15 protein-coding genes are annotated in these 18,328 nt (G+C 71.4%); 10 read left to right on the forward strand and 5 right to left on the reverse strand.

What is annotated here, in order from left to right; translation table 11 throughout:
• Window positions 1-1,373: FAD-dependent monooxygenase (locus M4J07_RS25345; protein ID WP_255975313.1), on the reverse strand; the 1,373-nt coding region annotated here is incomplete at its 3' end.
• 72 nt (window positions 1,374-1,445) lie between these two features.
• Between M4J07_RS25345 and M4J07_RS25350 the strand changes: the two genes are divergently transcribed.
• Window positions 1,446-2,171 (forward strand): TetR/AcrR family transcriptional regulator C-terminal domain-containing protein, encoded by a 726-nt coding sequence (locus M4J07_RS25350; RefSeq protein ID WP_255975314.1) that lies wholly within the window; start codon window positions 1,446-1,448, stop codon window positions 2,169-2,171.
• Window positions 2,172-2,204: 33 nt separating this feature from the next.
• Here the strand turns inward: M4J07_RS25350 and M4J07_RS25355 are convergent, their stop codons facing one another.
• Genes M4J07_RS25355 through M4J07_RS25370 form a run of 4 tightly spaced genes read right to left on the reverse strand, consistent with a single transcriptional unit; the run spans window position 2,205 to window position 6,303 of the window.
• A complete protein-coding gene (locus tag M4J07_RS25355; RefSeq protein WP_255975315.1) occupies window positions 2,205-2,798 on the reverse strand; it encodes a 3'-5' exonuclease in 594 nt (197 codons plus the stop codon).
• Between the two features lie 39 nt (window positions 2,799-2,837).
• Window positions 2,838-3,983, reverse strand: coding sequence for an acyltransferase family protein (locus M4J07_RS25360; RefSeq protein WP_255975316.1), 1,146 nt, complete (start codon window positions 3,981-3,983; stop codon window positions 2,838-2,840).
• On the reverse strand, window positions 3,980-5,329 hold the full coding sequence (locus M4J07_RS25365) for an alpha-2,8-polysialyltransferase family protein (protein WP_255975317.1): 1,350 nt from the start codon (window positions 5,327-5,329) through the stop codon (window positions 3,980-3,982). Before M4J07_RS25365 ends, M4J07_RS25360 begins: the two co-directional genes overlap by 4 nt.
• Entirely contained in the window at window positions 5,326-6,303 is a 978-nt protein-coding gene (locus M4J07_RS25370) for a glycosyltransferase family 2 protein (protein ID WP_255975318.1), read from the reverse strand. The genes M4J07_RS25365 and M4J07_RS25370 overlap by 4 nt, the downstream gene beginning before the upstream one ends.
• A gap of 198 nt (window positions 6,304-6,501) precedes the next feature.
• Between M4J07_RS25370 and M4J07_RS25375 the strand changes: the two genes are divergently transcribed.
• From M4J07_RS25375 to M4J07_RS25415, 9 genes are all read left to right on the forward strand, one after another.
• A complete protein-coding gene (locus M4J07_RS25375) occupies window positions 6,502-7,839 on the forward strand; it encodes a DUF6716 putative glycosyltransferase (RefSeq protein WP_255975319.1) in 1,338 nt (445 codons plus the stop codon).
• Between the two features lie 38 nt (window positions 7,840-7,877).
• Entirely contained in the window at window positions 7,878-9,194 is a 1,317-nt protein-coding gene (locus M4J07_RS25380; RefSeq protein WP_255975320.1) for an N-acylneuraminate cytidylyltransferase, read from the forward strand.
• Window positions 9,195-9,208: 14 nt separating this feature from the next.
• Window positions 9,209-10,150, forward strand: coding sequence for an N-acetylneuraminate synthase family protein (locus tag M4J07_RS25385; RefSeq protein WP_255975321.1), 942 nt, complete (start codon window positions 9,209-9,211; stop codon window positions 10,148-10,150).
• Window positions 10,151-10,232: 82 nt separating this feature from the next.
• Window positions 10,233-11,255 carry a hypothetical protein gene (locus M4J07_RS25390; RefSeq protein ID WP_255975322.1) on the forward strand — a complete coding sequence of 341 codons (1,023 nt, stop codon included), beginning with the start codon at window positions 10,233-10,235 and terminating at the stop codon, window positions 11,253-11,255.
• Window positions 11,256-11,509: 254 nt separating this feature from the next.
• The gene (locus M4J07_RS25395) at window positions 11,510-12,673 is read left to right on the forward strand and encodes a Cmx/CmrA family chloramphenicol efflux MFS transporter (RefSeq protein WP_255975323.1); all 1,164 of its coding nucleotides are present in this window, start codon (window positions 11,510-11,512) and stop codon (window positions 12,671-12,673) included.
• Between the two features lie 148 nt (window positions 12,674-12,821).
• Window positions 12,822-14,066 carry an amidohydrolase gene (locus M4J07_RS25400; protein WP_255975344.1) on the forward strand — a complete coding sequence of 415 codons (1,245 nt, stop codon included), beginning with the start codon at window positions 12,822-12,824 and terminating at the stop codon, window positions 14,064-14,066.
• 174 nt (window positions 14,067-14,240) lie between these two features.
• A complete protein-coding gene (locus tag M4J07_RS25405; protein WP_255975324.1) occupies window positions 14,241-15,296 on the forward strand; it encodes a BMP family lipoprotein in 1,056 nt (351 codons plus the stop codon).
• A gap of 238 nt (window positions 15,297-15,534) precedes the next feature.
• Entirely contained in the window at window positions 15,535-16,584 is a 1,050-nt protein-coding gene (locus tag M4J07_RS25410) for a BMP family lipoprotein (RefSeq protein WP_255975325.1), read from the forward strand.
• 187 nt (window positions 16,585-16,771) lie between these two features.
• Complete coding sequence (locus M4J07_RS25415; protein WP_255975345.1) at window positions 16,772-18,328, forward strand: ABC transporter ATP-binding protein; 1,557 nt, start codon at window positions 16,772-16,774, stop codon at window positions 18,326-18,328.

Raw genomic sequence — 18,328 nt, forward strand, 5'->3', positions numbered from 1 at the left:
GGCCGGACCAGGAAGACGCCCGTGCCGTACGCCTCGTACGCCGGGATCCGGGCCGTGCGCACCGTGTCGCCCGCGAGCTCCGGCAGTCCGGCCTCCGTGCCCACCGCCAGCAGCGTCCAGTGCGGCCCCCGGAACACGTCGAAGAGCCGCACCCCGCCGCGCCGCCCGTCCGGCGCCCGGTCGCCCGCCCGCAGCGCGTCCTCCGGCAGGCCCGTGCGGGTCTCCCGGGTCAGCGCCGACTCCCGGTAGCCCAGGGCGAGCTGCTTCACCTCGTCGCCGCGCTGCGTGTGCGCGCCCGCCGCGCTCGCCCGGTGGATGCGGGTGCTGATGCCGAGGACGTCCGCCGCGATCGGCAGCCGCTCCTCTTCGTACGTGTCCAGGAGCCCGGCCGGGGCGCCCGCCAGGACGGCCGCCAGCTTCCACGACAGGTTGTACGCGTCCTGCACGCTCGTGTTCAGTCCCTGGCCGCCCGCCGGGGAGTGGATGTGCGCGGCGTCGCCCGCCAGGAAGACCCGGCCCGCGCGGAACCGGTCCGCCATCGCCGCCCTGGCCCGGAAGTCCGACGCCCAGAGCACCTCGGCGACGTGCTCATCGGCGAGCGTCGTCCGGGTCGCCAGCAGCTTCGCCACGCCCGCCGGTGAGGTGTCCGGCACGGCCGACTCGTCCGCGTACTGCGCGGCCAGCTGGAAGACGCGGCCCGCGTCCGACGGCAGCGGGCAGAACGCCACGCCCCCGTCCGCCGCCTTCGGCCACACGTGCCAGTGCGTGTCCGGCACCGGCGCGTCGTCCGTGACGCGGACGTCCGCCACCAGCATCGGCTTCGGGTCGACCGTCTCCCCGGTCATACCGATGCCGAGCGCCCTGCGCACCGTGGACCGGCCGCCGTCCGCCGCCACCACGAACCGCGCGCGGACCCGCGAGCCGTCCTCGAACGCCGCCGTCACCCCGTCCGCGTCCTGGTCGAGACCCGTCAGCGCGCAGCCGAAGCGGACGTCGCCGCCCAGCTCCCGCAGTCGCGCGTACAGCACCGCCTGCGTGCGGGCCTGCGGTATCAGCCAGCCCTCCGCGAAAGGAACCTGCTCGGTCGGCTCGGAGCGCTGCATCATGTCCCACTCCTGGCCTGGCTCGTCGCCCTCCCAGACCCGCATCTTCGGGTACGGCGTGCCCGCCGCGTGGATCGCGTCCAGCACCCCGAGGTCGTACAGCACCTCCTGGGTGCGCGGCTGCAGACCCTTGCCCCGCGAGCCGGGGAACAGGGACTCCGCCCGCTCCACCAGCAGCGCCCGCACCCCGCGCCGCGCCAGGTCCGCCGCGAGCACGAGCCCGGTCGGACCCGCGCCCACGACCAGTACGTCCGTCGTCCCAGCAGTCATCGCCACCGCCTCCTTAACGCCGTTAAATTGCGATGTCCCGAGCATGGCCTTAACGGCGTTAAACTGTCAAGCGTGGCTGAGCAGAGGAACCCGAAAGAGCCGAAGAGCGCGGCGAAGAGTGCGGCGAAGAACGAGCCGAGGAAGGCCAGGCTCGACAAGGCGTACGTCGCCGACACCGCCCTCGACCTGCTGAACGACGTGGGTCTCGAAGGGCTGACGCTGCGCGCCATCGCCAAGGAGCTGAACGTGCAGGCACCCGCCCTGTACTGGCACTTCAAGAACAAGCAGGCGCTGCTCGACGAGATGGCGACCGTGATGTTCCGGCGCATGACGGAAACCGGCGCGGAGGCAGGCAAGGGGGCCGGGTACGAGCCCGGAGGCAGCTGGCAGGAGTGGCTGCTGCTCGGGAACCGGCAGCTGCGGGCGACGCTGCTGCGCTACCGCGACGGCGCGAAGGTCTTCAGCGGATCACGGTTCACCGGCACCGACCACGGGCCGCAGATGGAGGCGAACCTGCGCTTCCTGGTGGACTCCGGCTTCACTCCCGACCAGGCGACCTGGGCCAGCTCCACCACGTACATGTACACGCTGGGCTTCGTCACGGAGGAGCAGGGCATGCGGTCCGAGGGCCCGGACGCCCCGCCGCCCGTCGACGTGGCCGAGCGGGCGGAGCTGCTCGCCGACTATCCGATGGCGGCGGCCGCGGGGGAGCAACTGTTCGCCGCGTACGACGAGCGGTTCGAGGAGGGGCTGCGGCTGATCGTGGCGGGGATCGAGGCGCGGTACGGCCTGCGCTGACCGGACGTCCCGGACGCGGGCGGCCCCTCGGGGCTACAGCCAGCCCGTCGGTAGGGGCGTACCCGTGGCACGCAGATGCCGGATCGCCGCGACGATCGAGTAGCAGTCGAAGAGCGCCGAATGCTCCCGCCCCGCGCAGGGCACGGGCAGCCCGAGCGCCTGCCACAGCCGCCCCGAGTTCACCGAAGTCGTCGCGGGCGCGGCTGAGTTGAGCCAGGGTCGCAGCGTCATGAAGTGGACGTCGAGGAAGCCGTTCGCGACCTCCTCGCCGCGCGCCCGCGCCCACCCCACGTTCTCCCCGAGCACGACCATGTCGTTGCCGTACGACAGGGCCGATTGCCCCGCGCAGAACCCGAGGAACTCGCCGAGCGCCGCCGCGGGCGGGCGCCCCTCCCGGTCCACCGCCTCCTGCGTGATGCCGGTCAGCTCGGTGAAGTAGGCGGACAGACGGGGGTTGGCCACGGGGCGGACCAGCGTCTCGAACTCCTCGACGACGCGGTACTCCTCGTCCAGCCGCAGCGCACCGATCTGGACCAGCTCGCGGAGCCGGCCGGGACCGCCCCAGTCCTGCTCCAGGGCGCCCGGCCACGTGGTGAACTCGAGGTCGAACACGACAAAGGTCGACAAGCCGCTCTCTCCGTGTCTGCGGGCCGGCGTTCTCCTTCGTCAGGCTGCCCTACGGTCCCGGTTCAGCGCCCTGCGCAACGCGGGCGTCGCCCACTCCTCGACGTAACGGTTCAGCAGCCAGGCGAGCAGCAGCATGGCCCCGACCGTGCCGGCGAACGTCACCGACGACGGCAGCCCGGCCTTGCGGTGCAGCGCCTCTATGACCACCCAGCCCAGGTGTTCGTGGACCAGGTAGAAGGGGTACGTGAGGGCCCCCGCGACCGTCAGCCAGCGCCAGTTGGCCCACCGCGTCCAGCCCAGCGCGATGGCCGCGACCGCGAAGAAGCCGAGCGTGACGACCGCGATGATCCCGTACGAGGAGCGGTTCGAGAAGAAGTCGGGGTTCGGCGCGTGCCACAGCCGGTCGACCGCGTAGTGCTGGCCGATCAGCCAGCTGACGGCGACGATGCCCCACGCCGTCATGTCGCGGCGGTCCCGGTGCACCAGGTACAGGCCGACGCCGCCGATGAAGAAGGGCGCGTACTCCGGCATCAGGGCCAGGTTCAGGAGCGGCTCGCCGGACCCCTGCGCGAGAGCCGCCGCCAGCGTCCACACCGCGCAGAACAGCACGACCCGGTGCCGGGTCGCGCCCGGCAGGACGACGCACAGCGCGAACAGGGCGTAGAAGCGCAGCTCCGCCCAGAGCGTCCAGCACACCCCCAGCACCCGGTCCACGCCCAGCGGCTGCTGGAGCATGGTGAGGTTCACCAGGGCGTCGCTGGGGGACACCGCGTGGTAGGCCACGACCGGCAGCGCGAAGACCCCGGTGACCAGCACGATCGCCACCCAGTACGCCGGGAAGAGGCGGGAGACCCGGGACGCGAAGAACGAGCGCAGCGGGCGGCCCCAGCCGCTCATGCAGATCACGAAGCCGCTGATGACGAAGAAGATCTGCACGCCGAGACAGCCGTACGCGAACCAGCCGTGCAGGGAGGGGAACTGGGTGCGCGGCGAGGTCCCCCAGGCGTGCGAGACCTCGCCGTCCCGGCCGCCGTAGTGGTACGCGGCCACCATCAGCGCGGCGATCAGACGCAGCCCGTCGAGCGCGTACAGACGGGCTGCCGCGGGTCTCGGGGGCGGCGGCGCGGCCGGGGCCTCGGGGCCGGAGGCCGGCTGGGGGACTGTGGTCGTACCGGTGACGGTCATCCGAGTGCGGCTCGCTTGAAGGATCGGGCCCGCCGCGCGACCCGGCGTACCGCCGCGTTCCGGGGAATGAAGGACAGCTGGGTCGGGATCGCCCCCGGAAGGGCGAGGGAGGTCAGACGTCGGCGCTTGAAGTAGCGCCAGGTGTGGTCGTCGAGGCGGGTCGACAGATAGCGCTCGGCGGCGGGCCGCAGATCCGGGTAGATCTTGGCCTGCATGGCGAAGCCCACCGCGCGTAGCAGGTCCGTCAACTCGGCGACGGACGTGCCCTGTTCCTGCGACTCGACGCCCGGGCGGTCGGTCAGTTCCGGCAGCAGCGCGTCGACGATGGTGACCGGGACGCGGTTGCTGTTCTGGTACGGGGTGAGGCGGTCCAGGAGGGTGCCGGTGCCGACGCGGGCCACCGGGATCCCGTACAGCGCCTGCGCGGTGAGCAGCGCCGTGGAGAAGCAGCCGACGACGAGGGCCGGGCGCATCCGCTGGTAGAGGACCTCGGCGAGGACCGGGGTGTCCAGGACGGTCAGCTCGACGCCGAGCTTGTCCGCCTCCTTCTCCAGGGTGCGCGACCAGCGGGCCGGAGCGGTGGGGTGCGGCTTGAACACGATCTGGTGGTGGCCGAGTTCGGCGGCGCCGCGCATCATCCGGACGTGCAGGTCCTCCTCCTCCTCGGCGGTGAGGATGTCCAGCGCCGAGAGGTACTGGCCGAGGAGCAGCGCCGGTTCGCCGGTGACCTCGGGCAGGCCGGTCGCGGTGTCGCCGAGTTCGGCGAGCACCTTGACGAAGACCTCCGTCGGCACGATCTCCGGCTCGACGCCGAACTCCGTGAGCAGCAGCGGCTTGAGGCCCGGCACCAGGTCAAGGTGGAGGAGGCGGCGCACGCGGGTGCCGACCAGCGGGTCCAGCTTGTTGCGGGTCGGGCCGTAGCTCATCAGGCCGTCCGCGTACACGTCGACGGGCGCGCCCGTGAAGATCTGCGCGACGGCCATCGCCGGGTTGACCTGGATGGACTCGACGGCCAGCTCGACATCGTCGTCGCCAAGACCCCAGTGCAGCCTCAAGTACCGCTCCCAGAGCGGCAGATCGTCGGCGCGTGGCGCCCAGCCGCCCGGGTGGAACGGCGAGATCGCCTCGTTCCACGACAGGATGCCGTCGAAGCGGCCGCGCAGCCGCTCGAAGCCGGGCATCTCGTCGACGGCGGGCGTCGTCTCGGGCGTCGCCGCGTTGTTGGCGACAAGGAGCAGCGTGCGGTCCGCCGGGGCGAACCGCTCCGCGTCCAGGGCCGCCGCCAGGGTCGCGGCGCCGTACAGGGTCGAGACGAGCAGGATCCGGGTGGTGCTACGGGTCGTCACGCGGCGGCCTCCGCACTCACCGGGCGACGGCGCAGGCGGCGCAGCCGCGTGGCGCGCTGTATGTCCATCGAGTCGAGCGCCTCGTCGAGCACCTGCTGCGGCATGCGCTTGAGCGCCGCAGCGCTGAGGGACTTCAATTTGCGCGCCACAGGTGCTTCGAACCTTTCGATGGATCCCAAGTGATGGGAAATGATGGCGCAGTAGGTGCGCACGGCCTTCGGGAGAAGCTGGTCGGCGTCCCGGTCCTGCGCGGTTTCCCGTACGACTTGGTCAAATGCGCGAATGAAATCGAGCTGGCGTACGTCACCGATCTGGGTGAGCGACGACGCGACACCGCGCCGGTAGAAAACGCCCAACAGGCCCACCGCGGCGAAGGATTTCGCCTCGCGGTGCAGCCGCCAGATCCACGGCCGGTCCTCGGCCGTCCGCAGCCCGTCGGTGAAGTGCAGCAGTCCGGCGTCGGCGAGCCGGCGGTGGTAGATGCCGGCCCACGCGTACGCGTAGTCGACGGAGGTGGAGCGGTCGGCGGGCAGGATCGCGGCGCGCGGGTCCATGACGACGCCGCGCAGACCGGTCGGCACCCGGTGGACGGAGCGGGCCCGCGCGGTGCACTGGACGTGGTCCGTGCGCACGAAGTCGCAGCCCAGGTCCTCTATGGCGGCGAGGAGTTGCGGATAGTAGCCGGGCGCGAGCCAGTCGTCTCCGTCCAGGAACGTGAGGTACTCGCCGCGCGCCGTGTCCAGTCCGGTGTTCCGGGCCGTGGCGAGTCCCCCGTTCCGCTCGTGTCTGACGACGACCGCGCCGGGCAGCTCGCGCTCGGCGCGCGCGAGAATGTCCGGTGTCTCGTCCTTGGAGCAGTCGTCGACGAGAATGAATTCGAAGTCGTCGCGTGCGTTGGCACGAAGACTTCTGAGGGTGTCGGGCGCGTATTGCTGCACGTTGTAGAACGGCACGATGACGGAGAGCTTGACCACGTCGGTGACGTTAGGCGGCGGCCCGGCATTCGTCTTGACCGGCAACTTGATGTCAGGTGAACGACGTGTGGCGGGACCGTGAACCGGCCCTGCCGGAGGGCTTTTCCGAGGCTGATTCGCCATTCGTCGGTGTGCTGTTAACCGTTTGTTGCACTCCGGTTGGGCCGCGGCTCGAAATGCCTTCCTAACTTCTTCGACGTGCCAGCAAGTACCGAAGCAAGGAACGGAAAGACCCCAGGGAAGCCTCTCCGGGTCGCCGTGCTCGCGGACTCCGACACCCGATGGAAATGGGGGTCGCTCACCGCCTCCCGACTCCTTCCCGAGAGCGCCGCCCTCGACGGCTTTCTGCTGCGGGGTCGCGCCACCCCCACCCCCCGCCAGCTCACCGAGGTCGGTGTCCGCGCCGACAGCCTCCACGAGGTGACGGCCGCCGAATTCCTCCACCGGATGCAGCGGGACTCCGCATCGTACGACGTGGTCGTCCTCGCCCTCGTCGGCGGAGCCGTCCAGGCCGTACTGCACGGACTCGCCCACGCCTGGCAGGGGGAGGCCCGCCGGCCCGTCGTCGTCACCGGCTACGTCGGCGTCGTCTACGAGAAGCTCGCCGACGGCCTGCTGCTGCGGCACGGCGCCGACGTGGTCCTCGCCAACTCCCGCTACGACGCGGAGCGCTTCCGCGCCGTCTACGAAGGAGTGGGCGCGGACGCCTCCTCGGTCACGGAGTGCGCGCTGCCGTTCCTCGGCGGGGCGCCCTACGAGGCGGAGCACGACCCGTACACGGTCGTCTTCGCCGCGCAGCCCTCCGTGCCGGACACCCCGGCCGACCGGCTGTACCTCCTCAGCCGGCTGGCCCAGCACGCCCGTCTGCACCCGGAGCGCGAGGTGCTGCTCAAACTGCGCAGCAAGCCGGGCGAGCACACCACGCACATCGAGGAAGTGCCCTACCAGAAGCTCGCCCAGCGCCTCGGCGACGAACTGCCGCCGAACGTACGGCTCGTGTACGGGAACATGGGCGAGGTCCTCGACCGCACCGACCTGCTGGTCACCGTCAGCTCCACCGCCGCCCTCGAATCGCTGCACCGGCGCATCCCCACCGCGCTGCTCACCGACCTCGGGGTGCGCGAGGCGCTCGGCAACCACCACTTCACCGGTTCCGGCTGCCTCGTCTCCTGGGACCGGTTGGACGCGGGGGAGCGGCCCGAGGCGGACCCCGCGTGGGTCGCCCGCCAGGGAGTCGCCGCCGACGGCACGTACGAGCACGCCTTCGACGGGGCCCGCGCCAGGGTCGCCGAGCTGCTGGGCGCCGACCGCGGGCCGATCGCCCCGTACTACACGCGCACCACGGCCCCCGGTTACCTGCCGCGCGTCCTCGCCCGCCACCACCTCGCGCCCGACGGCTCACCGCTGCCCGGCGCGCCCGCCGCCGACAAGGAGGCCGGCGCCGTCCGGCAGATCGTCCGCCGCGCCGCGCGCGGCGCCTACCGGCACGGCGTGCAGCGCGTCGCCCCCGTGATCCGGCGGATGGGGGAGCTGTGACCCTCCACACCCACGAACTCCCCGAAGGAGAACCGCAGATGACCGACCCGGAAGCGGGACAGGTGGCACCCGTGCGCCGCGTGCTCGCCGTGATCCCCGCCCGCGGCGGCTCCAAGGGAGTCCCGGCCAAGAACCTCGCCGCGGTCGGCGGTGTGCCCCTGGTCGCCCGCGCCGTGCGCGAGTGCCTCGCCACCCGGCACGTCACGGACGTCGTGGTCTCCACCGACGACGCGGCCATCGCGGCCGCCGCCCGGGAGGCGGGCGCCGAGGTCGTCACCCGGCCCGCCGCCATCGCCGGCGACAAGGCCACCTCCGAGGCGGCCGTGCTGCACGCCATGGACGCCCACGAGGCGCTGCAGGGCGCGGCCGTGGACGTGGTCCTCCTCGTGCAGTGCACCAGCCCCTTCATCGAGCGGGACGACATCGACGGGGTCGTGGCGGCCATCGTCGAGAACGGCGCCGACAGCGCCCTGACCGTCGCCCCGTTCCACGGGTTCGTGTGGCGGGACGGGTGGGACGCCGTCGACGAGCCCAAGGGCATCGCGGCCGAGCGGACCGCGGCGGAAGGCGGCGGCGTCGCCGTCCTCACCGGTCAGGAGACCAGCGGCGGCTACGGCGTCAACCACGACAAGTCCTTCCGGCCGCGCCGCCAGGACCGCCCCCAGGACCTCCTGGAGACCGGCGCCGTCTACGCGATGGAGGCCACCGGCTTCCGCCGCCACGAGCACCGCTTCTTCGGCCGTACGGAACTCGTCCGCACCGACCCCGCCCGGGTCCTGGAGATCGACGACCCGCACGACCTGGCCCGCGCCCGCGCGCTGGCCCCTCTCCTCGACATCACCGCCGCCGCGGCACGCACCCTCCCCACCCGGGAGGACATCGACGCGGTCGTCCTCGACTTCGACGGCACCCAGACCGACGACAAGGTGCTGATCGACTCCGACGGACGGGAGTTCGTCACCGTGCACCGCGGTGACGGCCTCGGCATCGCGGCCCTCCGCAAGAGCGGCCTCACGATGCTGATCCTGTCCACGGAGGTGAACCCGGTCGTCGCCGCCCGGGCCCGGAAGCTCAAGATCCCGGTCCTGCACGGCATCGACCGCAAGGACCTCGCACTGAAGCAGTGGTGCGAGGAGCAGGGCATCGCGCCGGAGCGCGTGCTCTACGTCGGCAACGACGTCAACGACCTCCCGTGCTTCGCCCTCGCCGGCTGGCCCGTGGCGGTCGCGAGCGCCCATGACGTCGTGCGCGGCGCCGCACGCGCGGTCACCACCGTCCCCGGTGGCGACGGCGCGATCCGAGAGATCGCCAGCTGGATCCTCGGCCCCTCTCTCGACTCCCTCGAAACCAAGTAAGGAACGCACCTCTCATGTCTGTTCTCAACTCCCGCCTCCGCACCTTCGGTTCGCGCACCGCGGGCCCCGGTCAGCCCGTGTACATCACCGGTGAGATCGGCATCAACCACAACGGTGACCTGGAGAACGCGTTCAAGCTGATCGACGTCGCCGCCGAGGCCGGCTGCGACGCCGTCAAGTTCCAGAAGCGCACCCCCGAGATCTGCACCCCGCGCGACCAGTGGGACATCGAGCGGGACACCCCCTGGGGCCGCATGACCTACATCGACTACCGCCACCGCGTCGAGTTCGGCGAGGACGAGTACCGCCAGATCGACGAGCACTGCAAGAAGCGCGGCATCGACTGGTTCGCCTCCCCGTGGGACACCGAGGCCGTCGCCTTCCTGGAGAAGTTCGACGTCCCGGCCCACAAGGTCGCCTCGGCCTCCCTCACCGACGACGAGCTGCTGCGCGCCCTGCGCGCCACCGGCCGCACCGTCATCCTCTCCACCGGCATGTCGACGCCGAAGCAGATCCGCCACGCGGTCGAGGTCCTCGGCTCCGACAACATCCTGATGTGCCACGCCACGTCGACGTACCCGGCGCAGGCCGAGGAGCTCAACCTCCGCGTCATCAACACCCTCCAGGCCGAGTACCCGAACGTCCCGATCGGCTACTCCGGCCACGAGACCGGCCTGCAGACCACGCTCGCCGCCGTCGCCCTCGGCGCCACCTTCGTCGAGCGCCACATCACCCTCGACCGCGCCATGTGGGGCTCCGACCAGGCCGCCTCCGTGGAGCCGCAGGGCCTCACCCGCCTCGTCCGCGACATCCGCACCATCGAGGCCTCCCTCGGTGACGGCGTCAAGAAGGTCTACGAGTCGGAGCTCGGCCCGATGAAGAAGCTGCGCCGCGTCGCGGGCGTCGTCGCCGAGTCGGAGATCGCCGTCGCGGCCGGCGAGCCCGTGGCCGTCTGATCCGTACGACCTCCACCTCCACCGCGGTCCGGCGCACTCGACCAGCGCCGGGCCGCCACGGCGTCCCCGGGGAGGGCCGCACATGTCCAGCAGCACGCTGTGCTTCGTCGAGAGCCCGGTGCAGCTCCTCAACGTCCTGGAGTGGGCCCACCACGACGGGGCCACCGCGACCGTCGTCGTCCTGTCGCCCACCGACCCGATGACCCGCGGCCAGCTGCGCCGGATGGCCGAACTCGCCCGCGGGGAAGGCCACACGGTCCGCTGGGAGGAGGCGCGCGGCGGCGCGGCCGCCCCCTTCCAGACGATCGGCGGCCTCGCGGGACCGCTGCGGGCGGCCGACCGGATAGTGATCGGCGACCCGTTCTCCCGCTACGTGCAGCTGCTGCTGACGATCACTCGCGCCCGTGACCTGGTCGTCGTCGACGACGGCACCGCCACGATGGAGTTCGTCTCCCAGCTCGCCCGCGGGGAGCGGCTGGTGCGCTGGCACCGGCGCGGCGGCCGCCCCGGACCCCGCGATCTGGTCTTCGGCCCGATCTCGTCCGCGGCCCGCCGCCGGCTCACCCCGCGGGCGGGCCGCCGCGCGGTGTCCCTGTTCACCTCCATGCCGGTCGACGAGGCCCTCGACGGAGTCACCGTCAGCGCCAACGCGTACGCCTGGACCCGGGCCCGCTTCGGCCCGCCCCGGCTGACCCGCGGCGCCGACCTGGTCGGCACGTCCCTGGTGGAGACCGGCGTCGTCGACCTCGACCGCTATCTCGAAGCGGTCCGCGAACTGGCCCGCGCGCACGGCGCCACCCGCTACTTCGCGCACCGCCGCGAGAGCGCCGACAAGCTCCACCGGCTGGTCGCCGAGACCGGACTGGAGGTCGTCCGCCCCGACCTCCCCCTCGAACTGATCGCCCGGCGCGGCCCCATAGGCCGCACCATCCTCAGCTTTCCGTCCACCGTCGTGCACACCCTGCCCATCGCCCTGGAGGGCACCGGCGTCAAGGTCGCGGTCTGCGAGATCGATCCGGCCTGGCTGCGCCAGGGCGTCTCCGACCACGCGCAGGGATTCCTCGCGGGCATCGCGGGGTCGGCGCGGGGAGTACGCACGGTGTGAGGCCCGGCGGTCCCGGCCCGCCGGGACCGCACGGCGAAATCCCCTGGACCCGGGCCGCCCGGGCCGCCTAGCCTGCCTCCCGTGACCAGCCCCGAGTCCGACAGACTCCGGCCACCGGCAGCCCTCCGGTGGCCTCCTTCCGCGCAGCGCCGAGGCATCCCTTCCGGATCCCGCCTCCGCTGACGCCTGCCATCGGACGCACTGCCGTACCGCGACCTGTCCCGCTCGTCGTCCGTACGGTCACGGAGTCCGCTGTGCCCTTCACCCTCCATCTGCTCGCCCTCGCCGTCTTCGCGCAGGGCACCTCCGAATTCATGCTGTCCGGCCTTCTCCCGGACATCGCCCACGACCTGGGCGTATCCGTCCCCGCCGCCGGCGCGCTCACCTCGGCCTTCGCCGTCGGCATGGTCGTCGGGGCGCCGCTCATGGCGGTCCTCGCGGCCCGCCGCTCGCGCCGCGCGGCGCTCCTCGGCTCCCTGTCGGTGTTCCTGCTCGCGCACGTGGTGGGCGCCCTCACCGGCAGCTACGGCGTGCTGCTCGCGACCCGCGTCGTCGCGGCGCTCGCCAACGCCGGGTTCCTCGCGGTCGCCCTCGCCACGGCGGCGGCCCTGGTGGCCCCCGACGCCAAGGGCCGCGCCACGTCGATCCTGCTCGGCGGCACCACCCTGGCCTGCGTCGCGGGCGTGCCGGGCGGCGCGCTGCTCGGCCAACTCCTCGGCTGGCGCGCCGCGTTCTGGGCGGTCGCGCTGATCTGCGTGCCCGCGCTCGTGGCGGTCGTGCGGTCGGTCCCGGCGGGCGGCGGCTCCCGGACCGGGGTCCGCGGCGAACTCCCCGCCCTGCGCAGCCCCCGCCTGCTGACGGCCCTGCTGCTCGGCGCCCTGGTCAACGCGGCCACTTTCGCTACGTTCACCTACCTCGCGCCCCTGGCCACCGAGGTGACCGGGATCGGGGCGGACCGGGTACCCGTACTGCTCGCCCTGTTCGGGCTCGGCTCGTTCACCGGGGTGAGCGCGGCGGGCCGGCTCTCGGACGCCCGGCCGCTGCCGGTCCTCGTGGGCGGCGGCGCGGCGCTGGCCGCGGGCTGGCTGCTGCTCGCCCTCACCGCGGGGAACGTGCCGGTCACCCTGGCCCTCGCCTTCGTGCAGGGCGCCCTGTCCTTCGCGGTCGGCTCGACCCTGATCGCCCGCGCCCTCTACGCGGCGTCCGCCGCGCCCACCCTCGCGGGCGGTCTCGCGACGGCCGCCCTGAACGTCGGGGCGGCGCTCGGACCCTGGGCCGGCGGGCTCGCGATCGGGGGCGGCCACGGATACCGGGCGGTGCCGGGGGTGAGCGCGGGGCTCGTGCTGGCCGCGTTCGCGGTGGCGGGCCTGGCCGCGTACAGGCGTTCGTACGGAGACACGCCGAAAGCCCCGGTGTAGCCGCAGGTCGAAAGAGTCGTCATACCCGTCTGGCGCGATCCATATGCGTAGCGCGGCCAGGTTTCTTACCCCAATCTGGCTGAACTTTTGTTGATCGAGGGTTAGTTGGCCTGTGCATCGCCCTACCCTTCAGAGGGTGAACCAGACGATGTCCCGAGAGTCCGAGGCCGACAAGCCGGGGGAACCCGCCCCGGGCGGCACCCTCCCCGGTGTGCTGCCCGACGCGCTGCGCGCAGAACTCGTCGCCTTCCGGCGTGACTTGCACATGCACCCCGAGCTGGGCAACCAGGAGTTCCGTACCACCGCCGCGCTCAAGACCCGCCTGGAGAAGGCCGGTCTCACACCGCGCGTGCTCGGCATCGGCACCGGACTCATCTGCGACATCGGCACCGACACCGGCGAGTGGACCGGCGGCCGCGGCATGCTCGCGCTGCGCGCCGACATCGACGCGCTGCCCATCCCGGACACCAAGGCGGACTGCGCGTACCGGTCCACCGTCCCGGACCGGGCGCACGCGTGCGGCCACGACGTGCACACCACCGTCGTGCTCGGGGCCGGCCTGGTCCTCGCCGAGCTGCACCGGGCCGGCCGGCTCCCGCACCCGGTCCGGCTGATCTTCCAGCCCGCCGAGGAGGTGCTGCCCGGCGGCGCCCCCGACGCCATCGAGTGCGGTGTGCTCGACGGCGTGCGGCGGATCGTCGGCGTGCACTGCGACCCGAAGGTCGAGGCCGGCCGCATCGGGCTGCGGCACGGCGCCATCACCAGTGCCTGCGACCGGCTGGAGGTCACGCTCGACGGACCCGGCGGCCACACCGCGCGCCCGCACCTCACCACCGACCTGGTCACCGCCGCCGCCAAGGTCGCCACCGACGTGCCGGCCCTCGTCGCCCGCCGGGTCGACGCCCGCTCCGGGCTCGCCGTCACCTGGGGCCGCCTGGAAACCGGTCACGCGTGCAACGTGATCCCGCAGCACGCCGAGCTCTCCGGCACCGTCCGCTGCCTGGACATCGAGGCGTGGCGGCACGCGCCCGACCTGGTGCACGGCGCGATCCAGGAGATCGCCGACCAGTACCGCGCCAAGCCCGTCGTGAACTACATCCGCGGCGTGCCGCCGGTCGTCAACGACCCGGCGGTGACCGACCTGCTGCGGGACGCCATGGTCACCAGGCTCGGCCCCGACTCCGTCGAGGACACCCAGCAGAGCCTGGGCGGCGAGGACTTCTCCTGGTACCTGGAGCACGTGCCGGGCGCGATGGCCCGGCTCGGGGTGAAGACCCCGGGGGAGCGCGGGAGCAGGGACCTGCACCAGGGGGACTTCGACGCCGACGAGTCCGCGATCACGGTGGGCGTGGAGCTCTTCACGGCGGCGGCGCTGCTCGACGCGGGGGAGTGAGCGGAGCGGTCGGTTCGACACCGTTCGCCGGAGTGCTTCACCGGACCGTAACCGGCGGGCGGCACGAATCGATAACGGCCCGTTCGCAAGGCATTCCTAGGAGTGTCTACGCGCGTTATCGTGCGCCGAACTGAGCGCCATTTCAGGCGTGTTGGATGATTGGGGAACTTCCTGATGCGTCGAATATCACGGCTGACGCAGATTGCCGTCGGCGTCACCGGTCTGGCGCTCGCCGCCACTGCTTGTGGCGGCACCAGCTCCGAGAAGAACTCGGGTGGTGAGGGCAAGTCCGACCTGGGCCTGGCCATCGCCTACGACGTGGGCGGCCGGGGCGACCAGTCGTTCAACGACTCCGCGTACGAGGGCCTGGTCAAGAGCGAGAAGGAGTTCGGCTACAAGACGGCCGACCAGGAGCCGAAGGACGGCGAGTCCGACGACGACAAGGCCCAGCGGCTCTCCAACCTGGCCAAGGCCGGCTACAACCCGGTCGTCGGCATCGGGTACGCCTACGGCCCGGCGATGACGGAGGTGTCGAAGAAGTTCCCGAAGACCACGTTCGGCATCGTCGACTCGGTCGTCGAGGGCAAGAACGTCGCCTCCCTGGTCTTCGCCGAGAACGAGTCGTCCTACCTGGCAGGCGTGGCCGCCGCCAAGGCGACCAAGACGAACCACGTCGGCTTCGTCGGCGGCGTCGACAACGAACTGATCAACAAGTTCCAGGCCGGCTTCGAGCAGGGCGTCGCCGACACCAAGAAGGGCATCAAGGTCGACGTCCAGTACCTGGACGAGGACCCGGCCAAGGGCTTCGCGAGCCCGGACCTCGGTGAGGCCGCCGCCGGCAAGCAGCTGGAGGACGGCGCCGACGTGCTGTACCACGCGGCCGGTCTGTCGGGGCAGGGCGTGATCAAGGCGGCCGCCGAGCAGAAGAAGTGGGTCATCGGCGTCGACTCCGACCAGTACAAGCAGCAGTCGCTGGCGAAGTACAAGGACTACATCCTCACCTCCGCGCTCAAGGAGGTCGGCGGCTCGGTCTACGCGCTGGCGAAGTCGGTCAAGGACGGCAAGCCGCTGAGCGGTGTGCAGACCTTCGACCTCAAGGTCGACGGCGTGGGCGCCTCCGAGTCGAACCCCAAGTTCCAGGAGATCGCCGGTCTCGCCGACGCCGTCGCCAAGGCCAAGAAGGGCATCATCGACGGCACGATCAAGGTGGACACCAAGCCGAAGAAGTGAGTTGTACGTATGACGTCGAATCCGTCATACGTACAACGTCGAGGGCGGGCGCCGGACTCTTCGGCGTCCGCCCGTCTTCGCATTCGGAAAGCCCCGTCGGGAGTGTGGCGAGCGCCTCGCATCGCCCTGGTAACAAGTTGGACAGACAGGGTTTTATGTTTTGTCTACGCGCGTTACTGTGCGGCGAACTCAGCGTCGGGTCCTCTGCGCCGGCGCTTGTACGAAGGAGCACTTCTCAATGCGCCGGGTTTCCCGCATAGCGGTCGCAGGCACCGCGACCGCCTCTCTCGCTCTCGCCCTCTCCGCTTGTGGCGGCACCTCCTCCGACGCCCAGTCGTCCGACGACGGCGGCAAGGCCAAGGGCCTCGCCATCGCCTACGACGTGGGCGGCCGTGGCGACCAGTCCTTCAACGACGCCGCCTACGAGGGCCTGCTCAAGAGCCAGAAGGAGTTCGGCTACAAGACGGCCGACCAGGAGCCGAAGGACGGCGAGTCCGACGACGACAAGACCCAGCGCCTGGTGCAGCTGGCGAAGATGGGCTACAACCCGGTCGTCGGCATCGGCTACTCCTACGCCCCGGCGGTGAAGGAGGCAGCGGCGAAGTACCCGAAGACCACCTTCGGCATCGTCGACGACTCCTCGGTCCAGGGGAAGAACATCGCGGACCTGGTCTTCCAGGAGAACGAGGTCTCCTACCTGGCCGGCGTCACCGCCGCCCTGAAGACCAAGACCGACCACGTCGGCTTCGTCGGCGGCGTCGACAACGCGCTGATCAACAAGTTCGAGGCCGGCTTCCGCCAGGGCGTCGCGGACACCAAGAAGAGCATCAAGGTCGACGTCCAGTACCTGGACGAGGACCCGGCCAAGGGCTTCGCCTCGCCCGACCTGGGCAAGGCCGCCGCCGAGAAGCAGCTGGAGGACGGCGCCGACGTGGTCTACCACGCCGCCGGCCTGTCCGGTCAGGGCGTCATCGAGGCCGCCGCCGCCGCGAAGAAGTACGCGATCGGCGTCGACTCCGACCAGTACAACCAGGAAGCCCTGGCGAAGTACAAGAGCTCCATCATCACCTCGGCCACCAAGGGTGTCGCCGAGTCGATCTACAAGCTCGCCAAGTCCGTCCAGGACGGCAAGCCGGAGACCGGCGTCATCACCGGCAACCTGAAGTCGGGTGAGGTCGCCCTCGCCGACTCCAACCCGGAGTTCAAGAACGACGCGAAGCTCCAGGCGGCCCTGAAGAAGGCCGAGGCGGGCATCGTCGACGGCTCCGTCAAGGTGCCCGTCAAGTAGTCCGCGAGCGGTCCGCCTCCGTCTTCGGCGGACCTGCCACGCAGGAACCGGGGTACGGGGATCCCTCCCCGTACCCCGTTCGTGCGATCCTGCTCGGCATCGCATCCCGTACTCGAACTCACTCCTCGCACACCGCTGTTGGGGCGCTACGCGTGTAGGCCGGCCCCCTTTCCCAGGAGAGTGCGCCATCGCCACGACAAGCTCCCCGCCGACCGCCGTCGCCGTAGAACTCAAGGGCATCACCAAGCGGTTCCCCGGTGTCGTCGCCAACCACGACATCTGCCTCACCGTCCGCAAGGGCACCGTGCACGCCCTGGTCGGCGAGAACGGTGCGGGCAAGTCCACGCTCATGAAGATCCTCTACGGCATGCAGAAGCCGGACGAGGGCACCATCGCCATCCACGGCGAACAGGTCTCGTACTCCTCGCCGGCCGACGCCATCGCCCGCGGCATCGGCATGGTCCACCAGCACTTCATGCTGGCGGACAACCTCACGGTCCTGGAGAACGTGGTCCTCGGCAGCGAGAAGCTGTACGGGATCGGCGGCAAGGCCCGCCGCAAGATCCTGGAGATATCCGAGCGCTACGGCCTCGGCGTGCGCCCCGACGTCCTCGTCGAGGACCTCGGCGTCGCCGACCGCCAGCGCGTGGAGATCCTCAAGGTCCTCTACCGCGGCGCCACCACCCTGATCCTCGACGAGCCGACCGCCGTCCTCGTCCCGCAGGAGGTCGACGCGCTCTTCGACAACCTGCGCGAGCTCAAGTCCGAGGGCCTGGCGGTCATCTTCATCTCCCACAAGCTGGGCGAGGTGCTCTCCGTCGCGGACGAGATCACCGTGATCCGGCGCGGCACGACCGTCGGCACGGCCGTCCCCGCCGAGACGACCTCCAAGCAGCTCGCCGAGCTGATGGTCGGCAGCGAACTCCCGACGCCCGAGACCGCGGACTCCACCGTCACCGACCGCCCGGTCCTCCAGGTCGAGGAGCTGCGCCTGGCCGCCCCCGGCGGCGGCAAGCCGCTGCTCGACGGCATCTCCTTCACGATCCACGCCGGCGAGGTGCTCGGCCTCGCGGGTGTCGAGGGCAACGGCCAGACCGAGCTGATCGAGACCCTGATCGGCCTGGAGCAGGCCGACAGCGGCACCGTCCGCCTGCTCGGCGACGACGTCACCGGCTGGCCCACGCGCAGGCGCCGCGAGTCCGGCGTCGGCTACATCCCCGAGGACCGCCACCGCCACGGCCTCCTCCTGGACGCCCCGCTGTGGGAGAACCGGATCCTCGGCCACGTCACCGAGGCCCCCAACTCCAAGGGCATGTGGCTCGACCCGAAGGCCGCGCAGGCCGACACCGAGCGGATCGTCAAGGAGTACGACGTCCGCACCCCCGGCATCGACGTGACGGCGGCCTCCCTCTCCGGCGGCAACCAGCAGAAGCTGATCGTCGGCCGCGAGATGTCGCACAGCCCGAAGTTCCTGATCGCCGCCCACCCCACCCGCGGCGTGGACGTCGGCGCGCAGGCCCAGATCTGGGACCAGATCCGCGAGGCCCGCCGCGAAGGGCTGGCCGTGCTGCTCATCTCGGCCGACCTCGACGAACTGATCGGCCTGTCCGACACCCTCCGGGTCATCTACGACGGCCGCCTGGTCGCCGACGCAGACCCGGCCTCCATCACCCCGGAAGAGCTGGGATCCGCCATGACCGGTGCCGCCTCGGGCCACCTGGAGCACACGGAAGACGGTGCCTGA

Origin of the sequence: Streptomyces longispororuber (assembly GCF_024448165.1) — a bacterium.
Taxonomy (GTDB): Bacteria; Actinomycetota; Actinomycetes; order Streptomycetales; family Streptomycetaceae; genus Streptomyces; species Streptomyces longispororuber_A.